This window comes from Kibdelosporangium philippinense, from assembly GCF_021390435.2.
GTDB lineage: Bacteria > Actinomycetota > Actinomycetes > Mycobacteriales > Pseudonocardiaceae > Kibdelosporangium > Kibdelosporangium philippinense.
The window spans coordinates 3,001,053-3,018,083 of the sequence record NZ_JAJVCN010000001.1; the positions used below are offsets into that span (position 1 = coordinate 3,001,053).

The following is a 17,031-nucleotide window of genomic DNA, read 5'->3' on the forward strand; positions in this document are numbered from 1 at the left end:
GCTTAGTGCGGCGTCACCAACGGCTTCGAGGCGTCGATGCAGTACGTGGACAGCATCATCGTCTGCACGGTGCCCACGTTCCGGGCGTTGTGGACGACTCCAGTCGGGATCAGGAACGGGTCGCCGGACTTCAGCCGCAACACAGGGCGGTCTTCGAACTCCATCAGCACGTCGCCTTGGATGATGTAGCCGACCTCCTTTCCGCCGTCGTGGGAATGCCTGCCGGACTGCTGGCCGACCGGGATCTCGAATCGGGTCTGGATGATCTCGAAACCGGCGAACGGTGCCTCGGTGCGTTGCAGTTCCACTCGGATCACGCCGGTGGCGGCGGCTGCGGATGTGGTGGTTGGCGCCGGATTCCGTGCTCCGGCGGGTGATGAACAGGCACACGTGGCAATGCCGAACGCGCCAAGCGCGACAGTGCCGCCGGTGCGCAGCAACGAGCGACGGTCAATCATGAACCTAGTGTGGCGCTAGCGTGTGAATGATTTGTTCACGCGTTGTTGCCGGGCCATCCGTCGATCAGCGTGCCGAGCGCCTCGGCTGGGGCGTCGGGGATGTTCGCGGCCTGGGTGGCCGTCGCGCGCAGTTTCGACCGTTCGGCGAGGAGCCATGTTCGTGCGGCCGCGGCTGAGGTGAATGTCAGTCCGCCTGTTTCCGTTGAATTCTCGCGAGTTGTGGCTCGCTGCAAGGCATTGCGTGCTGTGGCGGCGTAGAACTTCACGACCCTGGTCAACACTTCGTGGCACGCGCGCTGGCCGTCGATGGCGTGCGCGCGGCTGCGAGCGAAGTCTCTGATCGGTGTGAGCAGGCGATAGTGGTCGCCGGGGCCGGAGTCGACAAAGTGACTGTCCGCCAATGCTTCCAGCAGGTCCTCGGTTTCGTCGACGGGGAGGTCGAGCGCTGCCGCCGCTGCCGCCAACGAGATGTCCGGGCCGACCGGGATCGCGAGCAGTCGCAAAGCGCGTGCTTGTTTGGTTGGTAGGTCGTGCAAGGCGGATTCGTAGGCCTCCATGCCGATGTCGACCGTACGAAGCCGTTTCAGTGCGGTCCGCAGACTCCATTCCGGACGCGCGGCGACGCGCGCGGCGACTGTGTGGATGAGGTGCGGCAGTCCAGCGGTTCGGCGCGCGAGCAGCCTGGCTTCTTCTGGCTCGGTTCGTGTCCGCTCTTCGCCGACGATGTGGCTGAACAGCGTGAGGGAGTCCTCTTCGGACAGTTCAGTCAACTTGTGCCATGCCGCGCAGGTCAGACCGTCCAGCCTGGACCTGCTGGTGATGACCACGGCAGGCCCGTTGCTGCCGGGGAGCAACGAATAGACCTGTTCGATGTCCGTGGCGTTGTCCAGAATCAGCAGGATTCTGCGTCCGGTCGTCATCGAACGCCACAGTGCGACACGCTCCGCACGAGAGTCTGGGACGGTCGCCAATGAGCTACGAAGCAGCACAGCCAACGGATCGTCGGTCGACTGCAGGTTCACAAAGTACTGTCCATCCGGGAAACACCCGGCAACTTTGTGTCCGATGTGGATGGCGGTGGTGGTCTTGCCGACTCCGGCGAGTCCCGTGAGGCCGACGATCGGAATGGTCGCGCTCGTGTTGGTCAGGGTGGTCGCCAACTGATGGACCATGCGGTCGCGTCCGGTGAATGTGTGCATGCCTGGCGGGAGCTGGGCTGGACGGCGGACCGGCTCGGACACCGTCAGGTCCGGATCGGACTGCAGGATCCGCTGGTGCATCCGCTGCAGCTCCGGGCCGGGATCGATGCCGAGTTCCTCGGCGAAGAGGCGCTGTGACTCCTGGTAGAGCGCGAGCGCCTCGGCCTGCCTGCCGGACCGGTACAGGGCAAGCATGAGCAGCTCACGCGGGCGTTCCCTGAGCGGGTGTTCCTTGATCAACGGCATCAGGCCGGCCATCGTCTCGGCGTGCTTGCCCAGTTTGAGGTCGGCTTCGGCGAGGTCTTCGGTCACCGCGAGCTTGATCTGGGCTAACCGGACGCGTTCGGCTTCGACGTACTCGCCATGGATCCCGGTGAGGGGAGTGCCCTGCCACAGCGAAAGCGCGGTCCGCAGTTCCAGCGACTGCACCTCGATGTCCCCGCTTCGCTTGGCCTCCCTGGCGACGTTGATCCGCCGTTGAAACGCGGCGAGGTCGAGGTTGTCCGGGTCGGATGACAGCACGTAACCGCCGCCGACGGTCTTGAGGGTCGTCGCTGGACGGCCGTCACCAAAGGCGCGCCTCAGCCGTGAAACGTACGAGCGCACCATCCCGGAGACGCCGGGTGGCGCCGCGTTGCCCCAAATGGCCGCGACGAGGTCGTCCTGCGTGGCCACGGCACCGTCACGCAACAAGAGCAAGCCGAGGACCGCACGCTGCCGTGGCGTTCCGAGGTCTACCTCGGTTTTGTCCATCCACGCCCGCAGCGGTCCAAGCACCTCGAACCGCAGTTCACCCCGCACCGCGCGTCGCCCTCCCGTAACCTTTTGTCTCCCTGAACGCGAGACTAGGCGGGCGTTCAACGAAGTGCCCAGGTCGAGCCTTACGGTTGCCTGACGAGTTGACCAAGTCTCGCCACGACTCTCACCGAACCGACCGACGTCTGATACGCAGAGTAACCGTTTGACCGTGCTCGCTAATGTCCATGGCTGATGGAAGAGCTGCTCGCTGGCGGGAACATGAACGCCGGCGTTGTGAAGATCGGTGACACCGTGCGCCGCCCAGCAGGCCCCTGGACACCGTCGGTGCACGCTTTGCTGGAGCACCTGCAGTCGGTCGGCTACCCGGCGCCGAAGCCGCTGGGTTTGGACTCGCTGGGCCGCGAAGTGCTGGAGTTCGTGCCCGGCGCAGTCCGCGACGCAATGGAACCCGACCACGCGCTGGTGCGAGTCGCATGGTTGATCAGGGACTTCCACGACGCGGTCGCCAGCTTCGTACCGCCCGCGGACGCGACGTGGCAGGTGTTGATCCCCGCTGACGGTGCCGAGATCATCGCCCACCACGACCTGGCGCCCTGGAATCTGGTGGTCGGCGAACAGCGATGGGCCTTCATCGACTGGGACGTCGCGGCACCCGGGACGCGCCTATGGGACCTCGCTTTGTCTGCACAGTCGTTCGCGCCGCTCGCTGACCACGTGCCTACCGCGACGTCAGCGCGTCGGTTGCGCTTGTTCGTCAACGCCTATGGCCTGGACGAGGCAGAGCGTCACGCGCTTCTCGGCCTGCTCGCGCCACGTTGCTGGGCGATGCATGACTTCCTCGCCGCGCAGGCCGCTCTCGGCACGCAGCCTTGGACGCGGCTATGGCACGAGGGGCACGGCGTGAGCTGGCGTGGCTTTGCCGAGCACATCACACGCCACGAGTCGGTATGGGCACGGGCGTTGCTCGACTGACGCCGTGACAGGATGCGGCTATGTCTCGTCGTACGTCGATTTTCCTGACGGCCTTCGGTGTGTGGTCGTGGGTCATCTGGATCACTTTCGCCAAGAACCTCTGGGACTCCGACCGGGCATGGGCGGCTGACGGATCGCCGACGGGATATTTCATCGTGCACGCGGTGCTGACCGTGGTTTCGTTCGTGCTCGGCACGGTCATCGGCGTCATTGGTTGGCGCGGGCTGCGGACGCGCCGTCGGGAATCCGCGTGACGGCTGGTTGATGGTGGGCCATCATGTAGCGCTGTGGAGTCCACCCGAGTGGATCGCTGGTTGTGGGCGGTCCGGCTGACGAAAACCCGAACGGATGCCGCGGCCGCGTGCCGTGGCGGACACGTGCGCGTCAACGGTCGGCCCGCGAAAGCCGCCACCAGCGTCACCCCAGGTGACGAGGTCCGCGCCCGCGTCGGCGCCACCACGCGAGTCGTCGAGGTCGTCCGGGTCATCCAGAAACGCGTCGGCGCACCCGACGCCGTGACCTGCTACATCGACCGCACACCCAAGCCGCCACCGACCGCGAGCGCACCCGTGGCCATCCGAGACCGCGGCGCGGGCAGGCCAACCAAACGCGATCGCCGCGTCCTTGACAAGTTCAGATCTGGATTTTGATGCTTCACCGAGAAATACGCGCGCTTTATACGGACACGACAATCACGGTCTACCAGGCCTACCGGCCATCTATCGGCCTGCGAGCGGCCCGGGACGGCCGCTTCCCAGCTGAGTGGAAACGCGACCGGATGACGTGGATAAAGCCATCGTTCCTATGGATGATGTACCGCTGCGGCTGGGCGGAGAAAGAAGGCCAGGAAACGGTACTGGCGATCGAGATCACCCGTACCGGCTTCGAATGGGCGCTGCGCAACGCATGCCTCTCGCACTACGTCCCGGACAAGCACGCGGACGAGAAGACATGGAAACGCCAACTGGCGACGGCACCGACCAGGGTGCAGTGGGACCCTGAGCGCAACCTGCGTTTGAACCCGTTGTCGTATCGCTCCCTCCAGTTGGGCTTGGCAGGCGAAGCCGCGCACAAATTTGCCGACTCGTGGATCGTGTCCATCGCGGACAGGACTGCGCTCGCGCGGGAGATTCACGAATTGGTTCGGGCTGGGGATCTCGATGCTGCTGAGGACCTTTTGCCTCGCGAGCAGCCGTATCCGATCGAGGACGAGGTCGTGGCCCACCTCCGCTGAGGTTTTGCGCTTGCAGGAACCTTGCACCAGCTTGATTGAAGATGGCTTCGATTCGTTGGAAGGCAATGGCTGGTGAAGCCCTCGGCCTGCCCGAGGGGTTCACCGTGCTGAGCTGGGGCGCCAAGCCGGGGCGTGGCAGGGCTGGCTGGGCATGCCAACCAAGTCGGGCAGGGCCTGGGCGGGCTGGGCATGTGGAATCAGGTGCCATGCCGGGTCAGGCGCCATGCGAGGTGGGCTGTGACTGGGTTGTGGCAGGGCACGCCGGGTCAGGCGCCGTGCTGGGTTGGGTTGCCGTGCAGAGGTGGGCTGTGGCGTGCCGTGGCGGGTTGAGCTATGACTGGGCTTTGACGTGGCATGGCGGGCTAGGTGCCGGGCCGAATTCGCGTAGTGGTTCTGGTGGGCGGCTTGGCAGGGCGGGCGTGACGAGCATGGTTGTTCGTCGCGCCCGCCTTGGATTGCGTGCCAATGCCAGGAACTTAAGGTTCGGGGTTCGGTCGAGACTGTGGACGGGTGCGGGCTGTTGACCTGCGGTGATCTGTGGCTGGCGCGGGTGGGACTGGCCGCCCGGGCGAGGAGTGCGGGCATGACGTGACGTTCAGGGGTGCGAAGGCCGAGTCTGGTGCGTTGAGTGCAGTCAAGGTGGCCTTCACTGCGTTGCGTTCCGTGGTAGGTGGGGCTGGTGTGGCATGTGTGGCTGACGAGGCGATTTTTTGTCCTTAGTGGACCTTGAGGTGCTCGGAAGCGGCCAGCCCGCGGACTTGGTTAAGTTCCTGGCATTGGGATTGCGCGCGGAGTTGGTGGGCGCGCAGGTCTGACCGATCGCGGAGGGTTCCGGGATGGGCTTAGTCGGTGCGTCCGCGGTTGTCGAGGAGTAGTGGCGCGCGGCCGTTGATGCTGTATCGGACGTGCATGACATCCCGCGTGCTCACGACCCGGGTTGTTGTCAGCTCAATTCCTTCCTTTTCGCCGAGTTCCAGCTCGGCATCTAGTAGCCGCATGCCCGTTCCGAGGATGACGGGTGCGATGTGCAGGTCGAGTTCGTCGAGCAGTCCTGCGGCCAGTACCTGCCGGACCAGGGTGCCGCCGCCGGCAACAGCCACGTTCTTTCCATCGGCGACGGCTTTGGCCTGTTCAATGGCGCTGGCGACGCCCTCGGTGACGTACGTGAAGCTTGTTCCTCCCTTGCGTTGCAGGACTGGTCGTGGGCGGTGGGTTACGACGAACACCGGGGCGCGGAACGGTGGCTCCTCGCCCCAGGGGACCTCGCCGCCGTCTGCCATGCGGCGTCCCATTACGTATGCGCCGGCGGCCTCGAAGTTCTCGGCGATGATGTCCGAACTGACGTCCGACTCACCGCCTGCGAAGCCCTGCCGTTCCCGCCACGCCATCGCATTGGTCGCCCAGCGCGTGATGCGGTAGAACCCCGCGCACTCGGCGGACTGCATCCAGTCGTCACCGTCGTAGCGCGGACCGGCGTAGAAGCCGTCCAGTGACACCGACATCTGCGCGGTTACCTTGGTCATCGCGCTGCCTGCCTTCCTTCCGGCGATGCCCAGCGGGCATCACTCGGTAGGGAGTCGGAGCTGATCGGCCGGCTTCTACATCGCCGTGAAGAATTTGTGTAAGACCGGTCCGAGCACCGATGGGTCGGCGACGTGTGTCTGGTTGGCGATGACCTGACGTTCGGCGACCGGTAATGCGGCGGCCAACACCTCAGCGGCCGCATCGAAGAAGCCGGGTTGCAGACCGCCCATGTGGGGATCCGGAACACCGCCCGTGGCAACAAGGACGGGTTGCGTGACCGACGCCAACCGCGACGCGGGGACGGGCCCGTCTCCAATACAGGCAGCGTCGTACGCGAGCGTGGGAGCGAGGGCCTCCAAACCGGGCCAGAACGGTGATTCACGCGCGCCAGCGATGTCTTCGGGTGACGAACCGGCCAAACCCATGAAGAGTTCGACAGCTTCGCCACGTCTGCCCGCGGACAAGGCCGCGATGAGTTGATCAACGTAGTGTGACCAGACGTTCACCATGTTTTCGTCCGCCATGTAAGGAACTTCATACACCGCAAGGCTGGCTATGGGCAGGCCGGACGCGGCCGCTTCCAGTGCGAGCGCTCCGCCGGAGGACGCGCCGAACACATGCGCCGGGCCGTCGACGACTGACATCACCGCGGCGAGGTCTTCTACCTCGCGCGACAGGAAATAGGGGAGTGTGTCGCCGCTGTCACCGCGCCCTCTTCGGGCGTAGTTGAGCACCGTGAACCATTGCGCCAGGGCTTCTGCCAGTGGCGCGTTTTCCGTGCCGTCGTCGAGACCGCCGCCGACGAGCACCACCGCTGGGCCTGAGCCGCGCGTGGTGTACGCGATCTGGGTGCTGTCTTGGGACTTCAGGTAGTTCATGGGTGACTCCTCTCTGTGTTTCTTCACGCTAGCCGAGGGGTCTGACAATCCGGCGAGAAGACGCCGATGGCCCGTCAGCCCGGCAATCGTTAGCTAGGCTCACAGTGCGCACTCGCAGGCGCCTCAGGAGTCCGTTGTGGACATTGTGAACCTGGGATATACGAGGAGATTCTCCATGACTGACGGTTCGAACATTCCTCGGCGCAGCCTGATCGCCGGCGGAATGGCCGCTGTGGCCGGTACCGGCCTCGCCGCGCAGGCAGAGGCGACCACGCTGCCACCGAACGAACTGAAGGGGTACAGCCTTCCCTTGAGTGCCAAGGGTGAGGCCAACATCGTCGGCGCGCCGCCGTGGAACTACGTCGGCGATCTGGTCGGTGTGGAGTTCTGGACGACCCCAGAGGCCGCACAGGCCGCGCTGCCAGCGGGATTGACGCCGGACCCGGTCACGAACGGGCACGGCTACGCCCTTTTCATCGACTGGCAGTTCACCACGGGTGACCGGCAGGACTACTTGGACCCGGTGCGCAGCCAGTACTCGGAGTTCCTTGTCCTGCTTGACGCCCGGTTCCAGACCACGAACGTGGCATGGTGCCCGTTCATCTGGGTGGACAACGACGCATCCCTTGCCAGGGGCTGGTTCCAGGGCTTCCCGAAGAAGATCGGCCAGGTCCACCAGACCCGCGCCTACTCGGTGCCAAGCAAGGCCGCCCCGGTCCTCGGCCCTGGCGGAACGTTCGCTGGCACCCTGTCGGCAGCCGGGCGCCGCCTGGCGGAAGGCCAGGTCACGCTGCAGAACACGATCCCGAACCTGCCTGCGCTGTCCCGGTCGATCGTCAACCTCCGGCACTTCCCGCAGCTGCGGGCCGGGCAGTACAACAACCCGGCGGTGCACGAGCTGACTCTGTCCATTTTGGATGGTGTGCAGCTCGGGACGACCTGGGCGGGTTCCGGCAAGCTCCAGTTCTTCCCCGCCCCGGGTGAGGAACTCGCGGACCTGCGAATTGTCCGGACCGGACAAGGTTTCCGCAGCACGCTGGCCTACTCGGTGTCCGATTTGCGGATTCTGACCGGGCCGAACGCGGGCTGACCAAGAAGGTGGGGACTCGCCGGTCCCCGCCTTTCTCTTGACCCAGTCAGTCCAAATAAGCAACTATGCAGGTAGACGACATGGAGGGCGGTACGGCGGTGCGAACGGCGACGACCGTCGAGGCCTCGAGCGGCTGGCGGGAGGTGTCGGACTTCGTCGTCGAGGCCGAGAAACTGGGCCTCGACGTGTGCTTCGTGGCCGAGGCGTGGGGCTCGGACGGCCCATCAGCGTTGGGGTACTACGCCGCCCGTACCGAACGAATCCTGCTGGGCTCGGGCATCATCCAAGTTGGCACACGCACCCCCGTCGCGATCGCCCAGACTGCCATCACGTTGTCGAACCTCTCGGAAGGCCGGTTCCTGCTTGGACTTGGCGCCTCTGGACCGCAAGTGATCGAAGGCCTGCACGGCGTACCGTTCGCCCGGCCACTGGCCCGCACCCGCGAAACCGTCGAGATCATCCAGCGAGTGCTGGACGGCGGCAAAATCCAGTACCAAGGCGACATCTTCCAGATTCCGCTGCCCGGCGGGGAAGCCAAGCCGATGCGCCTTTCCGCGCGGCCACAGCATGAAATCCCGATATACCTCGCCACGCTGTCGCCCGCGATGCTGCGGCTGACCGGAGAGATCGCGAACGGCTGGCTCGGCACCAGTTTCGTGCCGGAAGGCGCCGCTGACGCGTACTTCAAACACCTGGACGACGGACTGGCCAAAGCCGGACGCACCCGCGAAGACCTGGATATCTGCCAGGGCGCGGAAGTGGCGTTCGCACAAGACGAAGACGCGCTGAAAGTCATGATCGCCGGGCGGAAGAAAGAGTTGGCGTTCAGCATCGGTGGAATGGGCTCGGCGAGCACGAACTACTACAACCAGGCCTACAGCAGGCAAGGCTGGGCGGACGTCGCCGCCGAAATCCGGGAACGCTGGCAGGCAGGCGACCGCGACGGCGCCGCCGCGTTGGTGACCGACGAAATGGTGCTGGGAACCACTTTGATCGGCACGGAACCCATGGTTCGCGAGCGGCTGCGGGTATGGCGTGACGCGGGAGTGGACACAGTCAGGCTGTATCCGGCGGGTGAGACGTTGGACGACAGGCTTGCCACGTTGGCCAGAGCGATCGAGATCGCCGAGGAGATCGAGTGAAGCGGAGTTCGCTGGCGCGATGGCCGTGCTCGATCGCTCGAACCATGGATCTGTTGGGCGACTGGTGGACGCCATTGGTTTTGCGCGAGGCGTTCTACGGTATCCGCAGGTTCGACGATTTCCAGCGTACGCTTGGGATCGCGCGCAACACGTTGACCGAAAGGCTGAGCCGCCTGGTCACCGAAGGATTGCTGGAAAAGCAGGCGTACCAGGAAAAACCCGTCAGATACGACTACGTGCTCACCGAAAAGGGACGGGACTTCTTCGGCGTCCTGCTGGCGATGACCCGATGGGGTGACCGGTGGCTGTCCGGTGTGGACGGACCACCGGTTGCCATGCGGCACGACGCGTGCGGACATGAAGCGCACGCCGAGGTCGTGTGTTCCGCGTGTGGCGAACACCTTTCATCGGATGACGTGACGATGCGATTCGGGCCTGGCTATCCCGAACGACTGAAGAAACTGCCGGAGGTCCGGCGGCGGTTCGCAGGACAGTGACATTGATGGGAGGCAGATCGACAATGGAGTGGACCGGCGCGCGGTACGCGGACAAGCCAACCGTCGAGGTGTCGACGTGGATCCAGGCATCGGCCGATCGGGTGTGGTCGATCGTGTCCGACATCGGGCGGATGCCTGAGATGAGCACCGAACTGCAATCGGTTGAGTGGCTTGACGGCGCGACCGGGCCGCGGCTCGGCGGCAAGTTCGTCGGCAGGAGCAGGCACGAGTCCCTCGGCGAGTGGTCGACCACCTCCCAGGTGGTGGAATTCGAGCCGCAGCGGGTCTTCGCTTGGGCGGTCGGCGACGTCACGCATCCATCGGCGATCTGGCGATTCCGCTTGAGCCCCAAGGATGGCGGCACCGAGCTGGCCGAGTGGATGCAGATGGGACCCGGCCGCTCCGGGCTGTCGGAGGCGATCGACCGGATGCCGGACAAGGAACAGAAGATCGTGTTCGTCCGGCTGCGTGAGTTCGAGCGCAACATCGCCCAAACGCTGGCACAGATCAAGAAAATGGCCGAGGCCTGAGCCCCCGATCAGGCGAACGTACGCCGGTCGGCGAAACGGAAAATCCCAGGACACGAAGATCACGTGTGGACAGTTCACTTACGGGCGGTCCACTGTGAACCACCCGAACGTGCGCCGCGGGCCCCCAGGTGGCCGATACTCGTCCCGCCAAACGGCTGCAAGGCTCGATCCTGTCGAGCCCCACGACTGAGCCTTGCAGAGGAGTCACCCGGATGGCCACTGTCCAGTCCAAGCCCGGACCGGTCCTGCGTAGCGACTACCAGCGATCCATTGCCGCTTACTGGAACAAGGAGAAGGACCCGGTCAACATCAGGCTCGGCGAGGTCGATGGTCTGTACCACCACCACTACGGCATCGGTGACTACGACGAATCCGTGCTCGGCGCGGGGGACCAGGCGATCATCGAGGAGATGCACCGGCTGGAGACGGCACAGGCGGACGTGCTGCTCGACCACCTCGGTGACATCGCGCCGTCGGAACGGTTGATGGACGCCGGTTCCGGCCGCGGCGGGACGAGTTTCATGGCGAATCAACGGTTCGGCTGCCAGGTCGACGGCGTGAGCATCTCCGAGCAGCAGGTCGATTTCGCCAATGATCAAGCGCGCCAGCGCAATGTCGCCGACCAGGTGCGCTTCCACTTCCGCAACATGCTCGACACCGGGTTCGAAACCGGTGCGATGAGCGGGATCTGGACCAACGAGACGACCATGTACGTCGATCTGCAAGAGCTGTTCGGTGAGTTCTCCCGCCTCTTGCGGTACGGCGGCAGGTACGTTTGCATCACAGGGTGCTACAACGACGTGACCGGCGGCCGTTCGCGTGCCGTGAGCCAGATCGACCAGCACTACATCTGCAACATCCACCCGCGCAGTGCGTACTTCAAAGCCTTGGCGGACAACGGGTTCGTCCCGATCAACGTGGTCGACCTGACCGCGGCGACCATTCCGTACTGGGAACTGCGGGCGCGGTCCTCGGTCGCGACCGGCATCGAGGACCCGTTCCTGACCGCGTACAAGGAGGGCAGCTTCCACTACCTGCTGATCGCGGCAGACCGAATCTGACCACTGGGGACACCAGATGACGGACATCCTGTTCGGACCGTCGGGGCTTGGGACGTCGGCAGCGCGCGTGACCTCCCAGCTCACCCATGATCCGGCATACGTGGAGCGCGAATGGGGCGACGGAACCGCCCCGCCGCTCTACACACCGGTGGTGGAACGAAACAACGAGGTGCTCGCGAAGGAGGTGAACCGGCGGCTGGTGGTCTGGGCGGGGGAGTGCGGTTTCGAGGGTGAGAACCTCGAACTGATGGGCAAAGCAGGGTTCGGCAAACTGGCGATGCTGACCCATCCCGACTCCGACGACCCAGACCACCTGCTGATCGCCGCTCAGATGAACGCGGCATGGTGGGCCGCGGACGACTTGTACGCCGACGACAGCGAAATGGGCGCGACGCCGACAGCGTTGCCGCCTCGCCTGGCGTTGGTGATGGCGGCTATGGATCCGGTGGCACCGGCAGGCGAATTCACTGCGCCCTTGGAGGAAGCGCTCCGGTCCGACCCGATCCTGGTGGCGTTGCGTTCCGGCATGGAACACATCTCCCAGTACGGATCGGCGGCGCAGCTGCAACGGGTCAACTACTCGACGTTCGCGATGTTCGTGAGCTGGAACGCTTATGCCGCTTGGCGATACACCGGTGAGTACCCACCGGCGTGGGAATATCTGGCGGCACGTCAACACGACAGTTTCTATACGTCGATGACGTTGATCGATGTTGTAGGCGGGTACGAGTTGCCAGCCGCGATCTTCTACGACCCGAAGGTGCGTCAGGCGGCGTTCCAGGCCGGAACGGCAACGGTGCTGGTGAACGACCTGTACTCAGTGGAGAAGGACGCGGCCGACGAGAAACCCGTGTGCAACATGGTTTTGCAGATAGCGGCTGACCGGGACTGCTCGATTCAGGAGGCGACCGAGGCGACGGTTGAGTTGCACAACACTGTCGTGCGTGAATTCGAAGCGGGCCACCGTAACCTCCAGGCGGTGCCTTCGTTGGAACTACAACGGTTCCTACGAGGTCTGCGGTCGTGGATGGGCGGCGGCTTCGAATGGCATGCGACGAATCCGCGCTATCGGAGCAGGCCAGCTGAGGAACGGCCCGCGGCGGCGGACTGACCGACGTGGTGCCATGGCGTGCAGGGGACGGCGTGGCACCAACGTCAACCGTGTCGCTGTGAGAAACCCTGACAGCGGATGACAGGGTTTGCCGGGATAGTGGTGACTGACCCACCGACCGGCAAGGAAGTTGATGCGCGAAACACCAGAAGAACTCGCCTCGCTCCAGGACCTACTGGACGCTTCGCTGTCCCGCTCGACGTCGCACCTGCGTTCGATCATCAATACCGAACGGACCTTGACGGCCGTGCAGGCCACACAGGTCCTGACCGGTATGTGCACCGTCGCGCTGTCCACCGTGACGGCAAAGGGCGAACCAAGGATCAGCGGTGTCGACGGCCATTTCCTGCATGGGACGTGGGTGTTCGGCACCGCTCGCGATGCCGCCAAGGCCCGCCATCTCGCTGCCCGGCCCGCGGCCAGTGTCGCGTACATCCGGGGTGAGGAGGTTGGCGTGTTCACGCATGGGACGGCAGAGCTTCTCAACCCCGTGGATTCCGAGGCACCCGCGGAATGGCCGGAGGTGCTGGCGTACCTCAAGGATTTCTATGGGGATAACGGGTTCGATTGGGTGAATGACGTCGTGTACTTCCGGCTGCGACCGCACTGGATGGCGGCATACGCGCCGGACGTCGAGAAGCTGATGAGCTCGCAGTGAGCTGAGGATGATGAGCCTGAGCTGATCAGCTCTGGGTGAGCTGTTTGTGACTGAACCTCAAGCCGATCAGCGTCATGCTGATCGGCTTGAGGCGGATCACCTTGACCGGTACGGATCGATCGTCTCTGGTGCGAATACTTACCACGTGGTAGAAATTTGTGAGAGCGCTTCCACGAGCAAGAGCACCAGGGGGTCGGCGTGACCAACGTTTCCGTGCAGCTGTACTCCGTCCGTGACCACTTCACCGAGAATCCCGACGAGGTCCTCGCCAAGCTGGCCGCCATCGGGTTCACCCAGGTCGAGCCCTATGGCCTCGGTGAACACGCGGCCAAGCTGGTCGACGGCCTGACGCGGAACGGCCTGACCGCGCCGACCGCGCACGCCCGCCTGATCGACCAGGACCAGCGGGACATCTTCGCCAAGGCCGCCGAGTGCGGTGTCGGCGTGGTGGTCGATCCCTTCGTTCCGGCCGAGAAGTGGCAGAACAAGGCCGATATCGCGGCCACCGCTGATGCCTTGAACGCCGCCGCGCGCATCGCGCCGGAGTTCGGGGTCCGGGTCGGCTACCACAACCACTGGTGGGAGCTGGAGTCCCGGATCGACGGCCGTAGCGCGTTCGAGGGCTTCGCTGAGCTGCTCGATCCCGAGATCGTCCTGGAAGTCGACACCTACTGGGCGGCCGCCGGTGGCGAGAATCCCACAGAGCTCCTCCAGCGCCTCGGCGAGCGGGTCTACGCCATCCACGTGAAGGACGGCGGCCTGGCGACCGACGCATCCGGGCAGGTTCCGGCAGGTCAGGGCAGCATTGCGGTGACGGACGTGCTCAGCGCCGCGCCCAAAGCCCTGAGGGTGGTCGAGTTCGACAAGTACGACGGCGACATCTACGAAGGCATCTCGGCGAGTTTCGCCTACTTGAAGGGTGTCGAGGGATGAGCATTGGCGTCGGCGTCATCGGTGCGGGTGTCATCAGCGACACCTATCTGACCAATCTCACCAGCTTCCCCGACGTCAAAGTCGTGCACGTGGCCGACATCGATGTGGCACGAGCCCAGGCGCAGGCCGAGAAACACGGCGTGCCCAGGGCGAGCACGGTCGCCGATCTCCTCGACGACCCCGAGGTCGAGCTGGTCATCAACCTGACGATCCCGGCCGCGCACGTCGAGATCGGCCTGGCCGCACTGGACGCGGGCAAGCACGTCTGGTCAGAAAAGCCACTCGCCATGGACCGGGAGACCGGCCGCAAACTGCTCGACCGGGCCAAGGAGAAGGGGTTACGAGTCGCGTGCGCGCCGGACACCCTGCTTGGCGCCGGTTTGCAGACCGCGCGACGCGCCATTGACGAGGGCCGGATCGGCAATCCGATGATGGCGCTCGCGTTGTTCCAGGCACCGGGCCCGGAGAGCTGGCATCCAGCGCCGGAGTTCCTGTTCCAGGCTGGCGGCGGCCCGCTGCTGGACATGGGCCCGTACTACCTGACGTCCCTTGTCTCCCTGTTCGGCCCGATCCGCAAGGTCACGGGCACTGGCGCGCAGGCACGGGCGACGCGGGTGATCGGGAGCGGGCCACGGGCGGGAACGGAGTTCGCGGTCACCGTGCCGACCACGGTCACCGCGTTGATCGAGTTTTCGAGGGGAGGATCGGCGCAGATCGTGATGAGTTTCGATTCTGGTCTGCGCCGGTCCGGGTTCCTCGAGGTGACCGGGACCGGCGGTACCGCCGTGCTGCCGGACCCGAACCGCTTCGACGGCACGACCTTGCTGCACATCGCGGGCAAGGAGGAGCCGGAAGAGCTGGAGCCGCAAGGCCATTCGGCGTCACGGGGGACCGGCGCGCTCGAGCTCGCCCGCGCCATCCACGCGGGCGTGCCGGAACGGGCGCCGGGGGAGTTGGCGTATCACGTCCTTGACGCCATGCTGGCAATCGAGGAATCCATAGCGGCGGGCCGGTCGGTCGACGTCGAGAGCACGACAGGGATCCCGCAGGCATTGCCTGGGGACTGGGATCCGTACGCCAGCACCTTCTAGCCGAGTGGGACGGTCAGCAGGTTTTGCAGGAAGAAACGCAGAGACCCGACGAGATCGACCTTGTCGGGTTCGGTCAGCCATTGCACCTGCAGGCCGTCCTCCATCGCGATGAACGCGACCGCCGCGGCCTCCGGGTCGATGCCCGGCCGCAGCTCACCGGTCTTCGCGAGCGCCCGGAACGTGGACAGGGCGGACTCACGAGCGATCCGGTAGTGCCGGATGAAGTAGTCGTGCGCGGGATGGTCGGGCGCGACTGCCTCGGCCGCGAGCCGGGCGTAGACCTCGACGATGCCCCGATGCGCGACGTTGAACTCGGCCAGCGCGATCAAGTGCCGCAACAGTTCCATGCCGGGCTCGATGTCGAGCTTCTCGCGTTCGGCGTCCTCGGCGTCCCGGCGTTCGAGGACCGCGGCGAGCAGCGCTTCCTTCGTGGGGAAGTAGTAGAGGAGACCGGCATGCGTGATCCCGGCTCGTTTGGCTACCTCACGAAGGGACGACCCGTGGTAGCCGAACTCGCGGTAGACCTCGATCGCGGCCGAGATGATGTCCTCACGGCGCAACCGGCCCTTCTGGTATCCCCCGGCGGCGGCGGTCACGGCGTCACGGCAGACAAGGCGGCGGCTGGCACGGCGAACATCATGCCGCAAGCTGCCATGATCATGGCTATGAGGAGTGCCAGCTGATGACTCAGCCGAGCAAGCGCACCCGCGCTGCCCGCGTCGCGACCTGGATCTATTTCACTCTCAACGGGTTCGGCGTCGGCCTGTGGGTCGTGCATATCCCAAACGTCGAACGGGCGACCGGGATCACTCACAGCACGCTTGGCCTGCTGTTGTTGTTGCTTGGCGTGGCGGCGTTCACCGGCATGCAAGTCGGCGGCGCCCTCGCCGACCGGCTTGGCCAGCGCAAACTCGTGCCCGCGGCAGGCGTGCTGATGGGATGCGCGATGTTCGGGCCCGGCCTGGCCGACTCCTGGTGGACGCTCGGACTGGCGCTGATGGTGTTGGGCTTCTCCAACGGCCTGATCGACGTCGGGATGAACGCCCAGGCTGTGGTGGTCGAGCGGGGGTATCCGAGGCCGATCATGGCCGCGTTCCACGCGATGTGGTCGATCGGTGGCGCGCTGGCCGCGTTGATCGGGGCCGGATTGCTTGGCGCGGGCGTGGCGACCGAAGTGTCTCTCGGCACGGCCGGAGTGCTGATCGTGATCATCTCGCTGGGTACGGCGCGGTTCCTGCTTGAGCCGGACCACCACGCGGCTCCGGTCGACGACGGCCCGAAACCGAAGGTCAAAGCAGGCAAGCTGGTGTGGTTCCTTGGCGCGCTGGCGTTCGCGATGATGCTGGCTGAGGGCGTCGCCGCGGACTGGGCCGCGCTGCACTTCAAGGACATCCTCAACACGTCAGCCAGCACGGCGGCCTTCGCCTATGGCACGTTCTCCGTGGCCATGACGATCGGCCGATTCGCCACCGACCGGGTGGCCGCGATCGTCGGCCCGAAGGCGATCCTGCGCTGGGGCGCCGCGCTGGCCGCGGCCGGATTGACGATCGCAGCCGCTTCGCCGTGGGTTGCGTTGGCTCTCGTCGGCTGGATGCTGTGTGGCCTTGGCCTCTCCGGCGGCGTGCCGCAGCTGTTCACCGCCGCGGGCAACCTGGACACCAGGTCGGCTGGCACGTTGATGGCCAGGGTCGTCGGGCTCGGTTACGTCGGTATTCTTGCTGGTCCCGCCCTGGTTGGCGGCCTGACGCACTGGATGCCGCTGAACGTGGCGTTCGCCCTGCCGGTCGTGCTGTGCGCGCTGGCCGCGGTCTTCGCGTACGTCATGCCCCAGCCAGGAACAAAACCGGCGGGCGATTCGCTTGAATTGAGCGAGAGCGGACGAGAGGAGCGTTGA

Annotated in this window: 19 protein-coding genes; 14 read left to right on the top strand and 5 right to left on the bottom strand. The window is 65.3% G+C overall.

Translation table 11 applies throughout. The features are described from left to right. Positions 1–2: 2 nt before the first annotated feature. Both LWC34_RS13765 and LWC34_RS13770 read right to left on the bottom strand, forming a co-directional pair. Entirely contained in the window at positions 3–458 is a 456-nt protein-coding gene (locus LWC34_RS13765; protein ID WP_233725441.1) for a cupin domain-containing protein, read from the bottom strand. Between the two features lie 35 nt (positions 459–493). Further along, positions 494–2,458: an AfsR/SARP family transcriptional regulator gene (locus tag LWC34_RS13770; protein WP_233725442.1), complete on the bottom strand. Its 1,965-nt coding sequence runs from the start codon at positions 2,456–2,458 to the stop codon at positions 494–496. A 189-nt stretch (positions 2,459–2,647) separates the two neighbouring features. Here LWC34_RS13770 and LWC34_RS13775 point away from each other — a divergent pair, with 189 nt between their 5' ends. From LWC34_RS13775 to LWC34_RS13790, 4 genes are read left to right on the top strand one after another with little or no spacing between them, the layout of a single operon-like run. Next, on the top strand, positions 2,648–3,388 hold the full coding sequence (locus LWC34_RS13775) for a phosphotransferase (protein ID WP_233725443.1): 741 nt from the start codon (positions 2,648–2,650) through the stop codon (positions 3,386–3,388). A 20-nt stretch (positions 3,389–3,408) separates the two neighbouring features. Then, positions 3,409–3,642 (top strand): SCO4848 family membrane protein, encoded by a 234-nt coding sequence (locus LWC34_RS13780; RefSeq protein WP_233725444.1) that lies wholly within the window; start codon positions 3,409–3,411, stop codon positions 3,640–3,642. Positions 3,643–3,690: 48 nt separating this feature from the next. Next, positions 3,691–4,038, top strand: coding sequence for an RNA-binding S4 domain-containing protein (locus LWC34_RS13785; RefSeq protein WP_443667747.1), 348 nt, complete (start codon positions 3,691–3,693; stop codon positions 4,036–4,038). Further along, positions 4,038–4,622, top strand: a complete 585-nt coding sequence (locus LWC34_RS13790) for a DUF4291 domain-containing protein (protein ID WP_233725446.1) — start codon at positions 4,038–4,040, stop codon at positions 4,620–4,622. The genes LWC34_RS13785 and LWC34_RS13790 overlap by 1 nt, the downstream gene beginning before the upstream one ends. Positions 4,623–5,464: 842 nt before the next feature. Here the strand turns inward: LWC34_RS13790 and LWC34_RS13795 are convergent. Further along, positions 5,465–6,145: a dihydrofolate reductase family protein gene (locus LWC34_RS13795; RefSeq protein ID WP_233725447.1), complete on the bottom strand. Its 681-nt coding sequence runs from the start codon at positions 6,143–6,145 to the stop codon at positions 5,465–5,467. Between the two features lie 75 nt (positions 6,146–6,220). Continuing rightward, positions 6,221–7,024 carry an alpha/beta fold hydrolase gene (locus LWC34_RS13800; RefSeq protein WP_233725448.1) on the bottom strand — a complete coding sequence of 268 codons (804 nt, stop codon included), beginning with the start codon at positions 7,022–7,024 and terminating at the stop codon, positions 6,221–6,223. A gap of 175 nt (positions 7,025–7,199) precedes the next feature. Here LWC34_RS13800 and LWC34_RS13805 point away from each other — a divergent pair, with 175 nt between their 5' ends. The 9 genes from LWC34_RS13805 (at position 7,200) to LWC34_RS13845 (ending at position 15,137) form a co-directional block, all read left to right on the top strand. After that, positions 7,200–8,114 (top strand): acetoacetate decarboxylase family protein, encoded by a 915-nt coding sequence (locus LWC34_RS13805; protein WP_233725449.1) that lies wholly within the window; start codon positions 7,200–7,202, stop codon positions 8,112–8,114. A 98-nt stretch (positions 8,115–8,212) separates the two neighbouring features. Continuing rightward, entirely contained in the window at positions 8,213–9,256 is a 1,044-nt protein-coding gene (locus tag LWC34_RS13810) for an LLM class flavin-dependent oxidoreductase (protein ID WP_233726435.1), read from the top strand. Beyond that, entirely contained in the window at positions 9,253–9,753 is a 501-nt protein-coding gene (locus tag LWC34_RS13815) for a winged helix-turn-helix transcriptional regulator (protein ID WP_233725450.1), read from the top strand. The genes LWC34_RS13810 and LWC34_RS13815 overlap by 4 nt, the downstream gene beginning before the upstream one ends. A 23-nt stretch (positions 9,754–9,776) precedes the next feature. After that, complete coding sequence (locus LWC34_RS13820; protein WP_233726436.1) at positions 9,777–10,283, top strand: SRPBCC family protein; 507 nt, start codon at positions 9,777–9,779, stop codon at positions 10,281–10,283. Positions 10,284–10,495: 212 nt separating this feature from the next. Further along, complete coding sequence (locus LWC34_RS13825) at positions 10,496–11,344, top strand: geranyl diphosphate 2-C-methyltransferase (RefSeq protein WP_233725451.1); 849 nt, start codon at positions 10,496–10,498, stop codon at positions 11,342–11,344. A 16-nt stretch (positions 11,345–11,360) separates the two neighbouring features. Next, positions 11,361–12,455 (top strand): family 2 encapsulin nanocompartment cargo protein terpene cyclase, encoded by a 1,095-nt coding sequence (locus tag LWC34_RS13830; RefSeq protein ID WP_233725452.1) that lies wholly within the window; start codon positions 11,361–11,363, stop codon positions 12,453–12,455. A gap of 133 nt (positions 12,456–12,588) precedes the next feature. After that, positions 12,589–13,113 (top strand): pyridoxamine 5'-phosphate oxidase family protein, encoded by a 525-nt coding sequence (locus tag LWC34_RS13835; protein ID WP_233725453.1) that lies wholly within the window; start codon positions 12,589–12,591, stop codon positions 13,111–13,113. Between the two features lie 198 nt (positions 13,114–13,311). Then, the gene (locus tag LWC34_RS13840) at positions 13,312–14,046 is read left to right on the top strand and encodes a sugar phosphate isomerase/epimerase family protein (RefSeq protein WP_233725454.1); all 735 of its coding nucleotides are present in this window, start codon (positions 13,312–13,314) and stop codon (positions 14,044–14,046) included. Next, entirely contained in the window at positions 14,043–15,137 is a 1,095-nt protein-coding gene (locus LWC34_RS13845) for a Gfo/Idh/MocA family protein (RefSeq protein WP_233725455.1), read from the top strand. Before LWC34_RS13840 ends, LWC34_RS13845 begins: the two co-directional genes overlap by 4 nt. Here LWC34_RS13845 and LWC34_RS13850 read toward each other — a convergent pair. Continuing rightward, complete coding sequence (locus LWC34_RS13850) at positions 15,134–15,784, bottom strand: TetR/AcrR family transcriptional regulator (RefSeq protein ID WP_233725456.1); 651 nt, start codon at positions 15,782–15,784, stop codon at positions 15,134–15,136. The two genes, LWC34_RS13845 and LWC34_RS13850, sit on opposite strands and share 4 nt — an antisense overlap. 35 nt (positions 15,785–15,819) lie before the next feature. On the opposite strand from LWC34_RS13850, the gene LWC34_RS13855 reads away from it, so the two are divergent. Further along, entirely contained in the window at positions 15,820–17,031 is a 1,212-nt protein-coding gene (locus tag LWC34_RS13855) for an MFS transporter (protein ID WP_233725457.1), read from the top strand.